This window comes from Bradyrhizobium sp. 191, from assembly GCF_023100985.1.
GTDB lineage: Bacteria > Pseudomonadota > Alphaproteobacteria > Rhizobiales > Xanthobacteraceae > Bradyrhizobium > Bradyrhizobium diversitatis.
On sequence record NZ_CP064692.1, the window covers coordinates 2395866 to 2413377 of the forward strand.

13 protein-coding genes and 1 pseudogene are annotated in these 17512 nt (G+C 65.7%); 5 read left to right on the forward strand and 9 right to left on the reverse strand.

Annotation, left to right across the window (positions count from 1 at the left end):
* Positions 1-65: 65 nt before the first annotated feature.
* Both IVB23_RS11095 and nadC read left to right on the forward strand, forming a co-directional pair.
* On the forward strand, positions 66-1673 hold the full coding sequence (locus IVB23_RS11095; protein WP_247803513.1) for an L-aspartate oxidase: 1608 nt from the start codon (positions 66-68) through the stop codon (positions 1671-1673).
* Between the two features lie 10 nt (positions 1674-1683).
* Positions 1684-2562, forward strand: coding sequence for a carboxylating nicotinate-nucleotide diphosphorylase (nadC, locus tag IVB23_RS11100; protein WP_247803514.1), 879 nt, complete (start codon positions 1684-1686; stop codon positions 2560-2562).
* Between the two features lie 185 nt (positions 2563-2747).
* On the opposite strand, the pseudogene IVB23_RS11105 reads toward nadC, so the two are convergent.
* Positions 2748-4195: pseudogene (locus IVB23_RS11105) on the reverse strand (cell wall hydrolase).
* A 775-nt stretch (positions 4196-4970) separates the two neighbouring features.
* Between IVB23_RS11105 and IVB23_RS11110 the strand changes: the two are divergent.
* Entirely contained in the window at positions 4971-6242 is a 1272-nt protein-coding gene (locus IVB23_RS11110; protein ID WP_247799878.1) for an IS110 family transposase, read from the forward strand.
* A 174-nt stretch (positions 6243-6416) separates the two neighbouring features.
* Here IVB23_RS11110 and ppdK read toward each other — a convergent pair whose 3' ends face one another.
* Together ppdK and IVB23_RS11120 are read right to left on the reverse strand one after the other, a co-directional pair.
* Complete coding sequence (gene ppdK, locus IVB23_RS11115; RefSeq protein WP_247803515.1) at positions 6417-9344, reverse strand: pyruvate, phosphate dikinase; 2928 nt, start codon at positions 9342-9344, stop codon at positions 6417-6419.
* Between the two features lie 95 nt (positions 9345-9439).
* Positions 9440-9595 (reverse strand): DUF3096 domain-containing protein, encoded by a 156-nt coding sequence (locus IVB23_RS11120; RefSeq protein WP_008562090.1) that lies wholly within the window; start codon positions 9593-9595, stop codon positions 9440-9442.
* 225 nt (positions 9596-9820) lie between these two features.
* Here IVB23_RS11120 and IVB23_RS11125 point away from each other — a divergent pair, with 225 nt between their 5' ends.
* Positions 9821-10174 (forward strand): DUF1236 domain-containing protein, encoded by a 354-nt coding sequence (locus IVB23_RS11125; RefSeq protein WP_061878711.1) that lies wholly within the window; start codon positions 9821-9823, stop codon positions 10172-10174.
* Positions 10175-10462: 288 nt separating this feature from the next.
* Here IVB23_RS11125 and glyS read toward each other — a convergent pair whose 3' ends face one another.
* The 6 genes from glyS to IVB23_RS11155 form a co-directional block, all read right to left on the reverse strand.
* On the reverse strand, positions 10463-12562 hold the full coding sequence (gene glyS, locus IVB23_RS11130) for a glycine--tRNA ligase subunit beta (RefSeq protein WP_247803516.1): 2100 nt from the start codon (positions 12560-12562) through the stop codon (positions 10463-10465).
* The gene (locus IVB23_RS11135) at positions 12562-13497 is read right to left on the reverse strand and encodes a glycine--tRNA ligase subunit alpha (RefSeq protein WP_247803517.1); all 936 of its coding nucleotides are present in this window, start codon (positions 13495-13497) and stop codon (positions 12562-12564) included. Before IVB23_RS11135 ends, glyS begins: the two co-directional genes overlap by 1 nt.
* Before the next feature lie 197 nt (positions 13498-13694).
* Positions 13695-13886: a hypothetical protein gene (locus tag IVB23_RS11140; RefSeq protein ID WP_061878481.1), complete on the reverse strand. Its 192-nt coding sequence runs from the start codon at positions 13884-13886 to the stop codon at positions 13695-13697.
* A gap of 94 nt (positions 13887-13980) precedes the next feature.
* Positions 13981-14889 carry a S49 family peptidase gene (locus IVB23_RS11145; RefSeq protein WP_247803518.1) on the reverse strand — a complete coding sequence of 303 codons (909 nt, stop codon included), beginning with the start codon at positions 14887-14889 and terminating at the stop codon, positions 13981-13983.
* Between the two features lie 214 nt (positions 14890-15103).
* Positions 15104-15868, reverse strand: a complete 765-nt coding sequence (locus IVB23_RS11150; protein ID WP_061878483.1) for a methyltransferase — start codon at positions 15866-15868, stop codon at positions 15104-15106.
* On the reverse strand, positions 15861-16088 hold the full coding sequence (locus IVB23_RS11155) for a DUF2007 domain-containing protein (RefSeq protein ID WP_028178667.1): 228 nt from the start codon (positions 16086-16088) through the stop codon (positions 15861-15863). Before IVB23_RS11155 ends, IVB23_RS11150 begins: the two co-directional genes overlap by 8 nt.
* A 132-nt stretch (positions 16089-16220) precedes the next feature.
* On the opposite strand from IVB23_RS11155, the gene IVB23_RS11160 reads away from it, so the two are divergent.
* Entirely contained in the window at positions 16221-17228 is a 1008-nt protein-coding gene (locus tag IVB23_RS11160; protein WP_131866317.1) for a polyprenyl synthetase family protein, read from the forward strand.
* Positions 17229-17512 lie beyond the last annotated feature (284 nt).

Consider the following 17512-nt stretch of genomic DNA (forward strand, 5'->3'; position numbering starts at 1 on the left):
TCTTCCGCCGCAGCGTATGGGTCCCTGCTTTCGCGGGGACGACGGCGGAGTGAATGGAGAGGACAATGATCAACACCATCCACGACCTCACCCGCTCAACCGACGACGTCGTCATCGTCGGCGGCGGCCTTGCCGGACTGTTCTGCGCGCTGAAGCTTGCGCCGCGGCCGGTAACGCTGATCTCGGCGGCACCGCTCGGACAGGGCGCGTCGTCCGCATGGGCGCAAGGCGGCATCGCCGCGGCGGTGGCCGAAGGCGACACGCCGGAGGCACATGCCGCCGATACCGTCGCGGTCGGCGGCGGCCTTGTCGATGAAGCCGTCGCACTCGGCATCGCGCGCGAGGCGGCGCCGCGCATCCATGACCTTCTCGCTTACGGGGTGCCGTTCGACCGCGATCTCGAAGGCAGGCTTGCCGTGGGGCGGGAAGCTGCGCATTCCGCACGGCGCATCGTGCATGTGCGCGGCGACGGTGCTGGCGCCGCGATCATCGCAGCGCTGAGCGAAGCCGTACGGCGCACGCCCTCGATCCGCCTGATCGAAGGCTTTGTCGCCGAAGCCCTATTCACCGAGGACGGCGCCGTCACCGGCCTTCAATTGCGCGAGGTCGGCAATCCCGCTGCACGGCCGGCCGTGCTCGCTTCACGCGCGATCGTGCTTGCGACCGGCGGAATCGGCCATCTCTATGGCGTCACCACCAACCCGCTCGAGGCCAGCGGCTCCGGCCTTGCCATCGCAGCCCGCGCCGGCGCCGTGATCGCCGATCCTGAATTCGTGCAGTTCCACCCCACCGCCATCATGGTCGGCCGCGACCCGGCGCCGCTCGCGACCGAAGCGCTGCGCGGCGAAGGCGCAACGCTGATCAACGGCAACGGCGAACGATTCATGAGGACGCGCCACCCGCTCGCCGAGCTTGCACCACGCGACATCGTGGCCCGCGGCGTCTTCACCGAGATCGCGGCCGGGCGCGGCGCCTTCCTCGATGCGCGGCAGGCGCTGGGCGCGCAGTTCGCCGAGAAATTTCCGACCGTGCATGCGAGCTGCATCGCCGCCGGCATCGATCCCGCGGCGCAGCCGATTCCGATTGCGCCAGCCGCACACTACCACATGGGCGGCATCGCGGTGGACATGCGCGGACGCAGCTCGATCGACGGGCTCTGGGCCGGTGGCGAAGTGTCCTCGACCGGCGCGCATGGCGCCAACCGGCTCGCCTCCAACTCGCTGCTGGAGGCCGTGGTCTATGCCGCCCGCATTGCCGACGACATCGCCGGCCGCCCTGTGCCCTCGACCGGCCGCCTTCCCGACGCGTTGGTGATGCCGCGCGCCGGCACGCCGGATGCCGTAGCGGTGAAGCGGCTGCGCGCGATGATGGGCGCGCATGTCGGCGTGATCCGCGATAGTGACGGGCTTGCGGACGCCGTGCGCCACTTCGCCATGCTCGAACGCGAGGCCGGAGACATCGCCCTTCGCAACATGGCGACTTCGGCCCTCTTCGTCGCCGCAGCGGCCTGGACGCGGCGCGAGAGCCGCGGTGCGCATTTCCGTTCCGATCATCCCGCTAACGCTCCCGGGCCGGGCCGGAGAACGATGACCACGCTCGTCGCGATGTGCGAGGTCGCGGAGAGCTTGAACGAGCGTCCGCTGCCGCGCATCGCGCAATCCATGATCGCCTGAAGGAGGCCCCATGATCACCCCGACCTCACTGCTCTATCCCGACGCCTTTCTCTCTCCGCTCGCGATCGACGAGGCCGTGCAGCGCGCGCTCGACGAGGACCTCGGCCGCGCCGGCGACATCACCTCGCTTGCGACGATCCCGGAAGCGACGAGGGCGCAGGCGATCCTCGTCGCGCGCCAGTCCGGCGTGATCGCCGGATTGCCGCTGGCGCTCGCGACCCTGCAGAAGCTGTCGCCTGACATCGAGCTGCGTGCACATGTCCGCGACGCCGCGCGGGTTGCCCGCGGCCAACATGTGCTGACGATCTCGGGCCCCGCACGCGCCATTCTCACGGCCGAGCGAACCGCCCTGAACTTCGTCGGCCGCCTGTCGGGCATAGCCACGCTCACTGCGGACTATGTCGCGCGCACCGAAGTCACGAAGATGCGCATCTGCTGCACGCGAAAAACCACGCCGGGACTGCGCGCGCTGGAGAAATACGCGGTGCGCTGCGGCGGCGGCTTCAATCATCGCTTCGGGCTCGACGATGCCATCCTGATCAAGGACAACCACATCGCGGTGGCCGGCGGCATACGTCCGGTGCTGGAGCGCGCCCGTGCCCATGCGGGCCATCTCGTCAAGATCGAGATCGAGGTCGATACGCTGGCGCAACTGCGCGAAGTGCTCGACAGCGGGATGGCCGACGCGGTGCTACTCGACAACATGGACCTCGCGATGCTGCGCGAGGCCGTCAGGATCAACGAAGGCCGCCTTGAGCTGGAGGCGTCCGGCGGCGTCACGCTGGATTCGATCGCCGCGATTGCGGCGACCGGTGTCGATTATGCGTCGGCGGGCGCGCTGACGCATTCGGCGCCGAACTTCGACTGTGCGCTGGATATCGAGGCGTGATGTCTTCGCCTCTCCCCGCTTGCGGGGAGAGGCCGGAATGCGCGCGTAGCGCGAATTCCGGGTGAGGGGGAGTCTCCACGAGTCCAACTCTCACCGTCTTCGCGGAGAGTCCCCCTCACCCCAACCCTCTCCCCGCAAGCGGGGCGAGGGGGCGTAGTTGCGCAAGCGGGGAGAGGTAAGAAAACTTACCGCCGCTCGCCCATCTCGGCCGAGCTCTTGGCCTCCTGCGCGAGTTCGGCGGACAGCGCGGCGGTCTGGGCCGGGGTGCCCCAGCTCGGCTCCTCGCTGCCGTCGCCCAGCTGCGCGGCCGATAGAAGGTGTGCACGCCGGTCTTGTACAGCTTCTTCATCTCGGCGACCCAGGACGGGCGGACCCAATAGGCGTGGTAGTGCGTGGACTTGCCGACCTCGGGCAGCCAGATCTGGCCGTCGAGCATCGCCTTGGAGATTTTCTTGGCGCGCTCCCACATTTCAGGCTCGCGGATCACGTCCGGATTGTTGTCGCAGGCGAAGGTGAACTGGCAGGCGAAATGGCGGTACTTGTTCTGGTAGACCACGCCGCACACGGTTTCGGGATATTTGCCGGAGAACACGCGGTTCATCACCACCTGCGCCACCGCCATCTGGCCGCGCACGGCCTCGCCACGGGATTCGAAATAGACGGCCTCGGCGAGGCATTTCTCCGATTTCGCGCGCGACTTGTCGTCGAGCGCGAGCCGCTCCGCCGGTGATCTGGCGCGCTGGTTGTCGGCATTGACCTCGCCCTTCGGCGCAACGCTCTCGCCGCCTTCGATCTCCCTGGAAATCTCCACCGATGGCGGCGACAGCGAAGCCGTCACCTTCATGTCGGGATCGGGCATCACGATCAGCGGCTCGGCGCCCGGCTGCCAGCTCTCGATGGGCTCGAGATTGCCTCCGAGCGATGAGCTGCCGAAGAACAGGCTCGAGGTCTTGACGGCGAAGGGATCGCGCGCCGGTACCGGCGCGGCGGGAGCCCGCTTCAACGCCTCCAGCGGCGCGGTCGCGAGCGCGCGCGCAGCGTCGCTGGCCTGCGGCGGATTGGAATATTGCGGCAGCGGCGGCGCGCGCAACGCCTCCTGGAGTTCGGGATCGAGCACGGCCGCGGATTCCGGCGACATCGCCTGCGGCAACTCGGCGGTCTTGGCGCCGAACACCGAGCGGTTCGACGTCGCGGGATCTTCCTGTGCCGGCTCTGCCGCCGGTGCGACCGTCTCGGGGGCCTGCGTCGGCACGACGGTTGCGAGGCGGTCACCCTTCAGGGAGCGATCGACTTTGGGAAAGTCGGAGGCCTGATAGCGCGGCGGCGCCTGAAGCGCAGGATTGCGGCTGATCGCGCCGGTGACGTCGCGGCCGTCGAGGCTCGCGAGCCGAACCATCGCGCTCTGCGGAGCGGAGGTGCCGATCGGCCGCGAGAAGCTGTAGGTCGCAAGCTGGATCGAGGACGCAGCGGAAAACACCTGCTTCTGCCAACGCTCGGCGACGCCGGGCTGGCGCGCCAGCAGGGAGGCAATGTCCTGATAGCCGGTCTCTCTCGGCATCAATGCGAAGATGCAGAGACCGATGCCGAAGGACGCGAACCGCGCGCCCTTCGGATGGTTACGCAACACTGACATCGATACGCTCACGCTACGCTTACGCTCGTCTGATCGAACTCAGTACATCCGTGCAATTCGATCTTTATCGTAAGTATCCAATTTAGGTTGCCGGGGCGTTAATCCGCGTTGCGCATACGGCACACTCAAGCGAACACAGATGTTTTCACGGGGCGACGTCGCGCATTGGTAAATGCGGCCTCACGGGAAGCGGTAAACGTCCGGTCAATGCGCATGGTGAAGGAACTCTTGCGCATGCGTATCATTACGGGACGCGTGATGAGTTCCCGGTGCTGGGTTCGCGCAAAGCGCTTCCTCAGCACCGGTGTCACTCCCCGCGAAGGCGGGGAATCCAGTACGCCGCCGCGTCTCGATTCAATCACTACCGTCTCGGCGTACTGGATCGCCCGGTCCCGGCTCCGCCAAGGCTACGCCGAGGCCTGCAGGTGCGCTCGGCTCGCCGAAGCTTCAGCGAAGGCGGCAAGCTGCGCGATGACAGCGGAGTGTGTGGCGAGCACGTCCCACGAACTCGTCATTGCGAGTTGGGACCGGCATTGAGGAGCCGACGCGCGCTGGATGAAACTGTCGGAGCGTGGGCAAATGCGGTATTTTGAGAGGCCGTCGGCAAAGAGGTCGATTACTCTCTGGTGCGCGAGAGCCCGGTTGCGAGTTGGACCCGGGTTGCCTGGATAACCCACACTGGCGCGGAGGGGCTGCATGGCCCTCGAGCACGCTTCCTAGCATTCTTTTCTGACAGGCGCCTATGCCGCCGGCGCTAACTGTTGAGGAGAGGAGCATGGATATTTTGTATGAGCGGGTGGCGGGGCTGGATGTACACAGGGACACGGTCGTGGCCTGCGTGCGGATCATGGTCGATGGCAAGGCGCAGCGGGAGTGCCGGACTTTTGCGGCCACGACGGACCCGCTCGTGGAGCTGAGAAGGTGGCTGGAAGAAAGCCGGTGCACGCATGTGGCGGTGGAGGCGACGGGCGTCTACTGGATGCCGGTGTTCCGGATCCTGGGCGAAGGCGCCTTTGAATTGATCGTCGCCAATGCGGCGCATATCAAGAATGTGCCGGGACGCAAGACCGACATGAACGATGCGATGTGGATCGCCGATCTGTTGGCCTGCGGGCTGATCAAAGGCAGCTTCATTCCCGAGGAGAAGGTACAGGAGCTGCGCGCGCTGACGCGAACGCGCAAGCAACTGGTGCGCGAGCAGGCGCGGCACGTGCAGCGGATCGACAAGACGCTGGCGGAAGCCAACATCAAGCTCGGCTCGGTGATCTCCGACATCATGGGCGCGAGCGGCCGGCGGATCATCCAGGCGATGATCGACGGCGTCCGGCAGCCGAACAAGCTGGCCGAGCTTGCCGGCAAGCAGCTCAAGGCGTCGCCGAAGGAGCTTTACGATGCGTTGCACGGGCGCCTGACGGATCACCATCGCTTTCTGCTCGCGCTTCACCTGAAGCAACGCGATGGTCTGGATGAGACGATCCGCAAGCTTGATGTCGAAATCGCTCAGCGGATCGAGGGCATGGAAGCGGAGGCAGGCGGTGGCAAGATCCCCTTTCGCCACTTGATCGGATTGTTGACCACGGTCCCCGGGATCAGCGCGGTGGCAGCGCCGGCAATTTTATCCGAGATCGGCGCCGATATGAGCCGCTTCGAGACTGCCGGCCATCTCGTTGCCTGGGCCGGCCTGTGCCCCGGGCAGAACGAGAGCGCCGGCAAGCGCAAGTCCTCGCGCCTGCGCAAGGGGGCGCCGTGGCTCAAGACGATGCTCGTTCAATGTGCTTGGGCCGCCAAGCGCTCAAAGAACAGTTACTACCGAGCGCAGTTCTTCCGCTTGCAGGCCAGACGCGGACCTCAAAAAGCCATCTGCGCTGTCGCCGCCTCGCTCCTCACCGCCATCTACCACATCCTCAAAAACGGCACCGAGCACCACGACCTCGGCGCCGCCTACTTCGACCGTCGGCCCACCGAGGTCAAGGCAAGCCGCTTGGTCGCGCGCCTCAAAAAGCTCGGCTTCACCGTCCAACTCCAGCACATCGCGGAGGCGGCCTGACCCTAAACAACCAGCAGTTTCTTCCTAGCGCAGCGAAGCAATCCAGAATCCCTCCGCTGAAAGACTCCGGATTGCTTCGCTGCGCTCGCAATGACGGCGTGGCGAGAACGGCGCCAAAAATGAAAGAGGCGGGGTCTTGGCCCCGCCTCTCTCAACTCAAATCTGCGCTTCTGCTTACGCCTGGCTCGCGACGGCCTTGCCGAGCGCGGCTTGCGCTGCTGCAAGCCGCGCGATCGGCACGCGGTAGGGCGAGCAGGAGACGTAGTTGAGACCGATGTGGTGACAGAAGGCGACGGAGGCGGGATCGCCGCCGTGCTCGCCGCAGATGCCGACCTTGAGCGAGGCACGGGTCTTGCGGCCGCGCGCGACGCCGATCTTGACGAGCTCGCCGACGCCTTCCTGATCCAGGGAGATGAAGGGATCGACCGAGAGGATGCCCTTCGCGACGTAGGGACCGAGGAAGCTCGCCGCATCGTCGCGGCTGATGCCATAGGTCGTCTGCGTCAGGTCGTTGGTGCCGAACGAGAAGAATTCGGCGCTCTCGGCGATCTCGGCCGCAAGCAGGCAGGCGCGCGGCAACTCGATCATGGTACCGACCTGATAAGCCAGCTTGGTGTTGGTGTCGCGCATCACGGACTGTGCGGTGGCATCGATGCGCGCCTTGACGAGATCCAGCTCGGCCTTGGTCGCGATCAGCGGCACCATCACCTCGAGGCCGACGGCCTTGCCGGTGCGCTTCTGCGCCTCGACCGCCGCCTCGAAGATCGCGCGGGCCTGCATCTCCGCGATCTCCGGATAGGCGATCGCGATGCGGCAGCCGCGGAAGCCAAGCATCGGGTTGAACTCCGAGAGTTCGCGCGCGCGGTCGGCGAGGCGCCGCGGGTCGGTGTTCATGGCGCGCGCCACTTCCTCGACCTCGGCATGAGTGTGCGGCAGGAACTCGTGCAGCGGCGGGTCGAGCAGCCGGATCGTGACGGGCAGGCCCTTCATGATCTCGAACAGTTCGACGAAGTCGGCGCGCTGCATCGGCAGCAGCTTTGCGAGCGCGGCACGGCGCGACTGCTCGTCCTCGGAGAGGATCATCTCGCGCACCGTGCGGATGCGCGTCTCCTCGAAGAACATATGCTCGGTGCGGCACAGGCCGATGCCTTCCGCGCCGAACTTGATCGCGGTGCGCGCGTCGTCGGGCGTATCGGCATTGACGCGCACGCCGATCTTGCGGACCTGGTCGGCCCAGTTCATCAGCGTGCCGAACTCGCCGGACAGCTCCGGCTCGATCATCGGCATGCGACCGGCGAGCACCTGGCCGAGCGAGCCGTCGATGGTGATGACGTCGCCGGTCTTGAAGGTGCGCGAGCCGATGCTCATGGTGCCGCGGCCGTAATCGACGCGGATGGTGCCGCAGCCGGAGACGCAGGGCTTGCCCATGCCGCGCGCGACCACCGCCGCATGCGAGGTCATGCCGCCGCGGGTGGTCAGGATGCCTTCGGCAGCATGCATGCCGTGGATGTCTTCCGGGCTGGTCTCGATGCGGACCAGGATCACCTTGCGCCCGTCGGCCTGAAGCTTGGCCGCTTCATCCGAGGAGAACACGATCTCGCCGGAGGCAGCACCCGGGGATGCCGGCAGGCCGGTGGCGATCACGTCGCGCTTGGCGGTGGGATCGATGGTCGGATGCAAGAGCTGATCGAGCGAGGCCGGATCGATCCGCGTCACCGCTTCCTTCTTCGAGATCAGGCCTTCATTGGCAAGCTCGACCGCGATGCGCAGCGCCGCTTTCGCAGTGCGCTTGCCGCCGCGGGTCTGGAGCATCCAGAGCTTGCCCTGCTCGACCGTGAACTCCATGTCCTGCATGTCGCGGTAGTGCTTCTCGAGCAGCGTGTAGATTCGCGTCAGCTCCTTGAAGGCCTCCGGCATCGCCGATTCCATCGACGCCTTGTCGGAGCCCGACTCCTTCCGCGCCTCCTCGGTGATGTCCTGCGGCGTGCGGATGCCCGCCACCACGTCCTCGCCCTGTGCGTTGATCAGGAACTCGCCGTAGAGCTTGCTCTCGCCGGTCGAGGGATTGCGGGTGAAGGCAACGCCGGTCGCCGAGGTCTCGCCCATGTTGCCGAACACCATGGCCTGCACGTTGACCGCGGTGCCCCAGGATTCCGGAATGTCGTGCAGCTTGCGGTAGGTCACCGCGCGCGCGTTCATCCAGGAGGAAAACACCGCGCCGATCGCGCCCCAGAGCTGGTCGTGCGGATCCTGCGGGAACTCCTTGCCGGTCTCGCGCGCGACTGCGTCCTTGTACTTGCCGACCAGTTCGACCCAGTCGTCGGCGGACAGGTCGGTGTCGAGCGTGTAGCCCTGCGTGTCCTTGAAGGTGTCGAGGATTTCCTCGAAGTGATGGTGCTCGAAGCCGAGCACCACGTCGGAATACATGGTGATGAAGCGGCGGTAGCTGTCAAAGGCGAAGCGGCGGTCGCCCGACAATTCGGCCAGCGCTTCCACGGTCTGGTCGTTGAGGCCGAGATTGAGCACGGTGTCCATCATGCCCGGCATCGAGGCGCGCGCGCCGGAGCGCACCGAGACGAGCAGCGGGTTCTTGGCATCGCCGAAGATCTTGCCGGTCAACTTGCCGACATAGTCCAGCGCCTTCTCAACCTGCGACTGCAACTCCTTCGGGTAGGTCTTGTCGTGTGCGTAAAAGTAGGTGCAGACCGAGGTCGGGATGGTGAAGCCGGGAGGCACCGGCAGGCCGAGATTGGCCATTTCGGCGAGGTTGGCGCCCTTGCCGCCGAGCAGGTCGCGCATTTCCGAGCGGCCCTCGGCCTTGCCGTCACCGAATGTGAACACCCATTTGCCGGCCTTGGCCGCGGCTGGCGCCGCCTTGGCGGGCGCAGCCTTCTTCGGTGCGGGCTTCGCGGCGACCTTCGGCAGAGCCGCCTTGGTCACGGCCTTTGCCGCCGGCTTTGCAGCAGATTTGGCGACCGGCTTCGGCGCGCTCTTGGCCAGCGTCTTGCGGGCCGGCGGCGCGGCTTTCGCGACGGCAGAGGACTTTGATTTCGCTGGCATTTTCGCTGGGATTTTCTTGGGCTTCGAGGCGGCTTTGGCCATAGCTTGCACACAACCTGCGAGAGGAATGGGAAATCGCGGGCCTTACACCACTTTGGGCGGGCCCGCGCAAGTCGGACAGTTCCGAAAAGTGACGCCTAGAAGCGGAGCCACTTCAGGAGCCCGAGCCCGATCGCGCCGTTGACGATGAGGAAGATCGCGACGATGAGGTTGAGGAGTCGCGGCATGATCAGGATGAGCACGCCCGCAATCAACGACAGGATCGGCGAAATGTGGGCGACGGTGATGTGCATGAACTATCTTTCTGTGGAGGTGGGACGAATCGCGCGCGGATCATAGCCGGCCCGGTTCCGGGAGTAGAGATGCGCAGAACGCACCGCGAGTTCCGCCCTTCGCGAAAACTGCCCGAAATTGCCGCGAATGCGGCAGGCCTTTTCCCGGAACATTGCCATGAGGCACGCATTGGCAACCGGTCGCGCCACTGGCGCGTCCGAAAAAACACGTCGAAGGAGTTGTCCATGCGGAACAGGATTCTTGCTCTTGCAGCGCTCGCGGCCGCGACCGGCTCGCCCCTTGCGGCGCAGGCGCAAAGCGGTGTCACGGTGGGACGCGCCCCGGCCGTGGTCGACAGCGCCCCGACCATCGCGGTCGAGCAGCGGCCGGCCTTCCGCGAATATGTCGTCGAGCAACGTGTGCCGCCCTTCAGGATTCCGGATCGCGTGGTGGTCGGCGCCACCTTACCCGAAAGCGGCGTCACTTATTATGACGTGCCGCAACGTTTCGGCGCCACCACCTATCGCTACACCGTCGTGAACGGCGAGACCGTGCTGGTCGAGCCGCGCTCGCGCCGCATCGTCGAGGTGCTGGACTGATCGACTGACCGAGATCGACTAGATGTCCGGCGCGCCATATCAGGCTGGCGCGAGCAGTTTAATGCGGACATCAGGCCCTGCCCGGTCCTCCCCCCGCCGGGTGGGGCACTTTTTTTACGCGCTCTGTCACTCCTGTGTCCCGGACAAGGCGCAACGCGCAAGCGTTGCGACGCAGAGCCGGGACCCAGAATCTCCGCGCGCTCGACCGGCATGGGCCCCGGCTCTGCAGCGCATCGCTGAAGAAGCGCTGCGCTGCGTCCGGGGCACGAAAGCGACAATATCCGCGCCTCAATCCTGGATCTTCGAGAAATCCGCCACCGCGCGCGTGGCGCTGCGGATCTCGTTGAGCAGCTTCAGGCGGTTCTCGCGCACCTTCGCATCGTCGTCGTTGACGCGAACCTTGTCGAAGAAGGCGTCGACCGGCGGGCGCAACTTCGCCATCGCGCTCATGGCGGCGGCAAAGTCCTTTTTGGCCACCGCAGCGCTGGCTTCCGCCTTGACCTCGCCGATCGCTTTCGCCAGCGCCTTCTCCTCGTCGAGGCTGTAGAGCGCGGCATCCGGCGCACCGTCGAAGCTGCGCTTGTCCTTCTTCTCCTCGATCGAGAGGATGTTGCTGGCGCGCTTGGTGCCGGCCAGCAGGTTCTTGCCGTCGTCGCTATCGAGGAACTTACCGAGCGCCTCGACGCGGCGGACGATCATGAGGAGATCGTCCTGGCCGCCGAGCGCGAACACGGCGTCGACGAGATCGTGCCGTGCGCCCTGCTCGCGAAGCTGGACCTTGAGACGGTCGGCGAAGAAGGCGAGCAGGTCGCTCGGAAGCTTCTGCGCATCGGTAGGCTTCACCGACAAGCCGGCGAGCGCAGACGCCGCCACCTTCATCAACGACAGACGAAGCGCATTCTCGGCAATCAGCCTGATTACGCCCAATGCCGCTCTCCGCAGAGCATAGGGGTCCTTGCTGCCCGTCGGCTTTTCGTCGATGGCCCAGAAGCCGACGAGCGTATCGATTTTATCGGCGAGCGCCACCGCGACGCTCACCGGATCGGTCGGTACGCGATCGGCCGGCCCCTGCGGCTTGTAGTGCTCTTCGCAGGCCGCGGCGACGGAAGCGTCCTCGCCCTGGGCCAGAGCGTAGTACTTGCCCATCAGGCCCTGCACCTCGGGGAATTCACCGACGACCTCCGTCAGCAAATCCGCCTTCGCAAGATGCGCGGCGCGTGTCACCTTGGCGACGTCGGCGCCGACCAGCGGCGCGATCTCCGCGGCAAGGCGCTCGATGCGCTTGATGCGTTCGGCCTGGGTGCCGAGCTTCTCGTGGAACACGATCTGATCGAACTTCGGCAGCCGGTCCTCGAGCTTGGTCTTCAGATCGGTCTCGTAGAAGAACTTCGCATCGCTCAACCGCGCGCGGATGACGCGCTCATTGCCGGCGATGATGGTCGCACCACCATCGGTCGCCTCGATGTTGGCGACCAGGATGAACTTGTTGGCAAGCTTGCCCGTCTTGGGGTCGCGCACCACGAAGCATTTCTGGTTGTTGCGGATGGTGGCGCGGATCACTTCCGCGGGCGTCGCCAGGAACTCCGGCTCGAACGAGCCCATCAGCACGACCGGCCATTCGACGAGGCCGGCAACCTCGTCGAGCAGGTTCTGGTCCTCAACCAGCTCGAAGCCCTGCGCGAAGGCCAACTGCTTGGCGTCGGTGAGGATCGCGTCCTTGCGGCGCTCGGGGTCGAGCACGACCTTGGCGTCGAGCAATTTTGCTTCGTAGTCCTCGAAGCGGCGCACGGAAATAGCCGCGGGCGCAAGGAAGCGGTGGCCGTAAGTGGTCTGGCCGGCCTCGATGCCGTCCACCGAGAATTTCACGACATCGGGCTCTTCGGTCTCGAGCCCGAACGTCGCGGTGATCGCGTGCAGTGGGCGCACCCAGTTCAGCGAGCCGGGTTTTCCGGAACGCGCGCCCCAGCGCATCGATTTCGGCCAGGGGAAGGTGCGGATGATCACAGGCAGGATCTCCGCGAGCACGTCGATCGCATCGCGGCCGGGCTTCTCGATCAAGCCGATGTAGAAATCGCCCTTGGGGTCGCGCTGGATCTTGGCCTCGTCCAGCGACTTCAATCCTGTCGCCTTCAGGAAGCCCTGCACGGCCGCATCGGGCGCGCCGATTTTGGGGCCGCGGCGTTCGGTCTTGAGGTCGGGCTGGCGCGCAGGGATTCCGTGCACGGTGAGCGCGAGGCGGCGCGGCGTCGCGAACGCTTTCGCGCCCTCATAAACCAGGCCTTCGGCGACGAGCTTGTCGGTGACGAGGCGGCGCAGATCGTCCGCCGCCTTGCCTTGCATGCGCGCGGGGATTTCTTCCGAGAACAATTCAAGCAAAAGATCGGGCATCAGGCCGCTCCGCCCGCTTCAGTATGGATCCAGGCCTCGCCGCAGGCTTTTGCCAGTTCGCGCACCCGGAGAATGTAGCTCTGCCGCTCGGTCACGGAGATCACGCCGCGCGCATCAAGCAGGTTGAAGACGTGGCTCGCCTTGATGCACTGGTCGTAAGCCGGCAGCGCCATCAGATGCGCCTCGCGCTTGCCGTCTTTCCAGCCGGCATCGAGATATTTCCGGCCCGCCGCTTCGGCCATCTTGAACTGCTCGAACAGCATCGCGGTGTCGGCGACTTCGAAATTGTGCTTCGAGTATTCCCGCTCGGCCTGCAGGAAGACGTCACCGTAGGTGACCTTGGCGTCACCCTCGCGGCCGTTGAAGTTGAGGTCGTAGACGCGGTCGACGCCCTGCACATACATCGCGAGGCGCTCGAGCCCGTAGGTGAGCTCGCCCGCGACCGGCGCGCATTCGAATCCCGCGACCTGCTGGAAGTAAGTGAACTGGCTGACCTCCATGCCGTCGCACCAGCACTCCCAGCCCAAACCCCAGGCACCGAGCGTCGGACTCTCCCAATCGTCCTCGACGAAGCGGATGTCGTGCACGGCGGAATCGATGCCGATCGCGGCAAGCGACTTCAGGTACAGATCCTGAAGATTCGGCGGCGACGGCTTCATGATCACCTGGAACTGGTAGTAGTGCTGCATCCGGTTCGGATTCTCGCCGTAACGACCGTCCTTGGGCCGGCGCGAGGGCTGCACATAGGCGGCGTTCCAGGGCTTTGGCCCGAGCGCGCGCAGGGTGGTCGCCGGATGGAAGGTGCCCGCGCCCATCTCCATGTCGTAGGGCTGCAGGATCACGCAGCCCTGCTCGGCCCAGAACCGCTGGAGCGCGAGGATGAAGCCCTGGAACGAGCGTTCCGGGCGCATATGGGCGGGCAATGAGGCGTCCATCGTCAGATCGGGCTCTCGCGGGGGGTTTTGAATCGCGCGGGACCGTATCGACGGCGGGGGTGGGAATCAAGGCGAAGGGGGCCGGAAATGGCCCTGTACTCCGTCATGGCCGGGCTTGTCCCGGCCATCCACGACCTTGGTCGCGGCACGAAGAACGTGGATGCCCGGGACAAGCCCGGGCATGACGTTTGTGGCGACTAACCCGGACGATAAGCTCCGGTCACGGGGTCACGCTTCAGCGTCTGGATATCCCCCATGCGGGCGGCTTCAGTGACGCGCGACAGGCGCATCTCCTCCAACTCCTGGTTGATCCGGACAGCGGTCTTGTAGGCCCAGCGGACCACGGCAAGCCCGCCCAGGACGCCCGCGAAAGCGACGAACGGCGGCATCGGTCGATCCTCGTCTAGTGCTCAGCCCCCACCTGCATTGTTGCGCAGATGGGCCAGCGCCGCAATTGGCGCGGCCCGGGCCAAATGGCGCTGCCTAGAACCCGAATTTCGCCCAGATCGCCCGTGTCTCGACCGCCGAGATCAGCTCGTCCGGCAAGCCGGCCATTAATTCCAGGGCTGAAAGCTGCCCCGCGCCGGGCGATTTCCGCCCCAAAAGGCCGGAGAGCAGCCCGGTCGGCTGCGCGATCACGGGGGTGAGAACCTTCTCGCCATAGCGGGCACGAAGAGTTGAGCGGAGATCGCCGATGCCGTCGGCGAGCCCCAGCGCGATGGCACTGTCGCCAGCCCAGTATTCGCCCGTGAACAGGGTCTCGTCCGCTCCCTTCAACCGTGCGCCGCGGCTGTCCTTGACCAGCGAGATGAAGATCCGGTGGATCTCGCGCTGGATCGCCTTCAGCTTGGCGACGTCGTCGGGGTTTTCGGGAAGGAACGGGTCGAGCATCGCCTTGTGTTCGCCGGCCGTATAGAGGCGCCGCTCGATGCCGAGCCGCCTGATCGCCTCCTGAAAGCCAAAACTGCCGCCGACCACGCCGATCGAGCCGAGGATCGAGGACGGATCGCAGATGATCTCGTCGCCGGCGCAGGCGATCATGTAGCCACCGGACGCTGCGACGTCCTCGACGAACACGAGCACCGGCAGCTTCTTCTCCGCCGCAAGTTGCTTGATGCGCACGTAGATCTGACGCGACTGCACCGGCGAGCCGCCGGGAGAATTGATCACCAGCGCCACGGCCTTGGCGTGCCGATACGAAAACGCGCGCTCGAGCACCCGCGCGATGCCGGCAAGCGTCAACCCCGGGCGCAGCGGCGTCACCGCACCGATCACTCCTGACAGCCGCACCACCGGCACGACCGGGGTACCCGGCCGAAATCGCGCCGGCAGATATTGCATGAGCTTGTCGGCCAGGCCGGAACTCTCACGATCGTTCAATTGTTCGGCCATGCCGTTACCTCTGATTAACCATTTCTTATCACGCGACTGTCATTGGAAGTGCCCGGAACGTGCTTTGCAGTTTTCCCGTTGGGAGGCTGCAATGAGGCAGCGGAGAACACCATGAAAATCTATCTTCTGATGCTGCTGATCGGCGCGCTGTTCATGGCGATCCGCCTCACGTCACCGCAAGAGCAGCAGTCGGAATCGCTTCCCCGGTAAGCCCTCACGGTTCCAGCAGCGGCAACGCCGCTCTCCCTTCCAGAATCTCCGTCACCTCGCTTTTGGACAAGCGTGACTCGTCGTTGAGCATGAGGCCCGGCAGCAATCGCGTCGGGGCCCGGCCGCCTTTCACCGCGCGCACCAGCACGCGGATCGCGGGCCGCCCGGCCTCGCCGTGAACCGGCAGGATCGAGAGACTGCCGAAACCGCGTGACAGCGCTGCCAGGACATCCGCAATTCCATCTGCACGCCAGATCAGGGTCAGCACGCCATTGGATCGGAGGATACGGCGCGCTGCATGCACCCAGGCATGCAGGGTCACTTCCGTCGCCACATGCGCGCTGTGACGCGCCCGGTCCGGCGAGGCGCGATGCCGGGCCGGATCGTTGAAGGGCGGATTCATCAACACCACGTCGGCGCTGTCGGGCGACAGCCCGTTTGACGTAAACGCCTGCGCCTCGCCCGTGACGTCAAGCACGATCGTCTCGGCGGCAATCGCATTCGCCGCCGCGTTGCCACGCGCGAGCTCGGCCAGCTCCGGATCGATCTCGACCAGGCTGAGCCTGATGCCCGCGACGCGGCGGGCCAGCGCCAGACCGGCCGTACCGACACCTGCGCCGAAATCGACTACGCGGTCCCCCGCCAGGGCGTCGGTCGCCGCCGCAAGCAGGATGGCGTCATGCCCGGCGCGATGGCCGGATCGCTTCTGCTTCAACCGCAATTGCCCGCCGAGAAAGGCGTCCTCGGTAATATCTGCGGCCTCAATCATCGCCGCGCAGTTCGTGGCTGAGGCCGGCTTCGGTGAGGAGAGCCCTGGCTTCCTGGACATCGTCCTCATGGACCAGGATCCGCCGCGGCAAGATGCCGAGCGAGCCCTCGATGATGCTCATGTTCTGGTCCAGCACCAGATGATGGATGTTGGCACCGTCGAGCAGCGCGCCGATCGCCGACACCAGCACCATGTCATTGGTCCGAACCAGTTCGCGCAAAACGCAGATCTCCTGCCTGAAAGGGGGGCATGCGGCAAATGTCAATGGTTCCGAGGTCTTGCCGCGTCCGTCGCCAGTTTCTATTGTCTTTCCATCAGAATAGCCCTTCCGGGGCAAATATTGGAGACCGGCGTGGCCGTCATCGTACCTTTCGAAACTCCCGGCGCGTCGATCGAAGAGCTGGTTGCCCTTGTCGCCCCTGACATGGAGCGCGTCAACGCCACGATTCTGTCGCGGACCGGCTCCGAGGTGACCATGATCCCGGAGGTCGCCAACCACCTGATCTCCTCCGGGGGCAAACGCCTGCGCCCGATGCTGACGCTCGCCATGGCCAACCTGGCCGGCTATACCGGCGACGGTCATATCAAGTTAGCTGCCTCCGTCGAGTTCATGCATACCGCCACTCTGCTCCACGACGACGTCGTCGACGAGAGCGAGATGCGCCGCGGCAAGCTGTCGGCGCGCATGCTCTGGGGCAACGAGGCGAGCGTCTTGGTCGGCGACTTCCTGCTCGGCCAGGCCTTCCGCATGATGGTCGAGGTCGGATCGCTCCGCGCGCTCGACATCCTCTCCGCGGCCGCCGCGACCATCGCAGAGGGCGAGGTGATGCAGCTGGCCGCCGCCAAGAACACCGCGACCACCGAGGACGAATATCTTGCCGTGATCCGCGGCAAGACCGCCGAATTGTTCGCCGCCGCCTGCGAGGTCGGTCCCGTCATCGCCAACCGGCCGAAGGCGGAGCAGACCGCCTGCCGCTCGGTCGGCATGAATCTCGGCATCGCCTTCCAGCTCGTCGACGACGTGCTCGACTATGGCGGCAAGAGCGCCAAGCTCGGCAAGAACACCGGCGACGATTTCCGCGAGGGCAAGATCACCCTGCCGGTCGTGCTGGCCTTCCGCCGCGGCAACGACACCGAGCGCGCCTTCTGGATTCGCGCGCTGGAGCGCGGCGAGATCGGCGACGGCGATCTCGACCACGCCATCGGCCTGATGAACAAGCACCGCGCGCTAGAGGATACGCTGAGCCGCGCCCAGCACTACGGCGCCATGGCCGTCGACGCACTGGCGCTATTCCCGCCCTCGCCGATGAAGAGCGCGCTGGAGCAGGTCGTGGCGTTCTGCCTGGCGCGGTCGCACTGAGCCACTGACGCTCTTTCCGCATCCACTTGGAACTCCGTCGTCCTGAGGCGCGAGGCATGGGGCGCAACGCGTCCCATGGGGGCCTCGAAGGACGCATGGCCCGGATGCAGCGGGACCATCGCCCTTCGAGACTGGACCAGCGCCACTATAGCTTCTCTCTTTTCGCCCCTCAGAGGGACGGTGACGACTGGATGCACGCTGCATCACCATCGTCATTGCGAGCGCAGCGAAGCAATCCAGACTGTCTCCGCGGACGGAATCTGGATTGCTTCGCTGCGCTCGCA

Excerpts from the sequence above, each read along its gene's own strand:
- IVB23_RS11095 (WP_247803513.1), top strand. The coding sequence starts at position 66 with ATGATCAACACCATCCACGACCTCACCCGCTCAACCGACGACGTCGTC.
- IVB23_RS11125 (WP_061878711.1), top strand. The coding sequence starts at position 9,821 with ATGCGGAACAGGATTCTTGCTCTTGCAGCGCTCGCGGCCGCGACCGGC.
- IVB23_RS11145 (WP_247803518.1), bottom strand. The coding sequence starts at position 14,889 with ATGGCCGAACAATTGAACGATCGTGAGAGTTCCGGCCTGGCCGACAAG.
- IVB23_RS11110 (WP_247799878.1), top strand. The coding sequence starts at position 4,971 with ATGGATATTTTGTATGAGCGGGTGGCGGGGCTGGATGTACACAGGGAC.
- ppdK (WP_247803515.1), bottom strand. The coding sequence starts at position 9,344 with ATGGCCAAAGCCGCCTCGAAGCCCAAGAAAATCCCAGCGAAAATGCCA.
- IVB23_RS11135 (WP_247803517.1), bottom strand. The coding sequence starts at position 13,497 with ATGGACGCCTCATTGCCCGCCCATATGCGCCCGGAACGCTCGTTCCAG.
- nadC (WP_247803514.1), top strand. The coding sequence starts at position 1,684 with ATGATCACCCCGACCTCACTGCTCTATCCCGACGCCTTTCTCTCTCCG.
- IVB23_RS11150 (WP_061878483.1), bottom strand. The coding sequence starts at position 15,868 with ATGATTGAGGCCGCAGATATTACCGAGGACGCCTTTCTCGGCGGGCAA.
- glyS (WP_247803516.1), bottom strand. The coding sequence starts at position 12,562 with ATGCCCGATCTTTTGCTTGAATTGTTCTCGGAAGAAATCCCCGCGCGC.
- IVB23_RS11120 (WP_008562090.1), bottom strand. The coding sequence starts at position 9,595 with ATGCACATCACCGTCGCCCACATTTCGCCGATCCTGTCGTTGATTGCG.
- IVB23_RS11140 (WP_061878481.1), bottom strand. The coding sequence starts at position 13,886 with ATGCCGCCGTTCGTCGCTTTCGCGGGCGTCCTGGGCGGGCTTGCCGTG.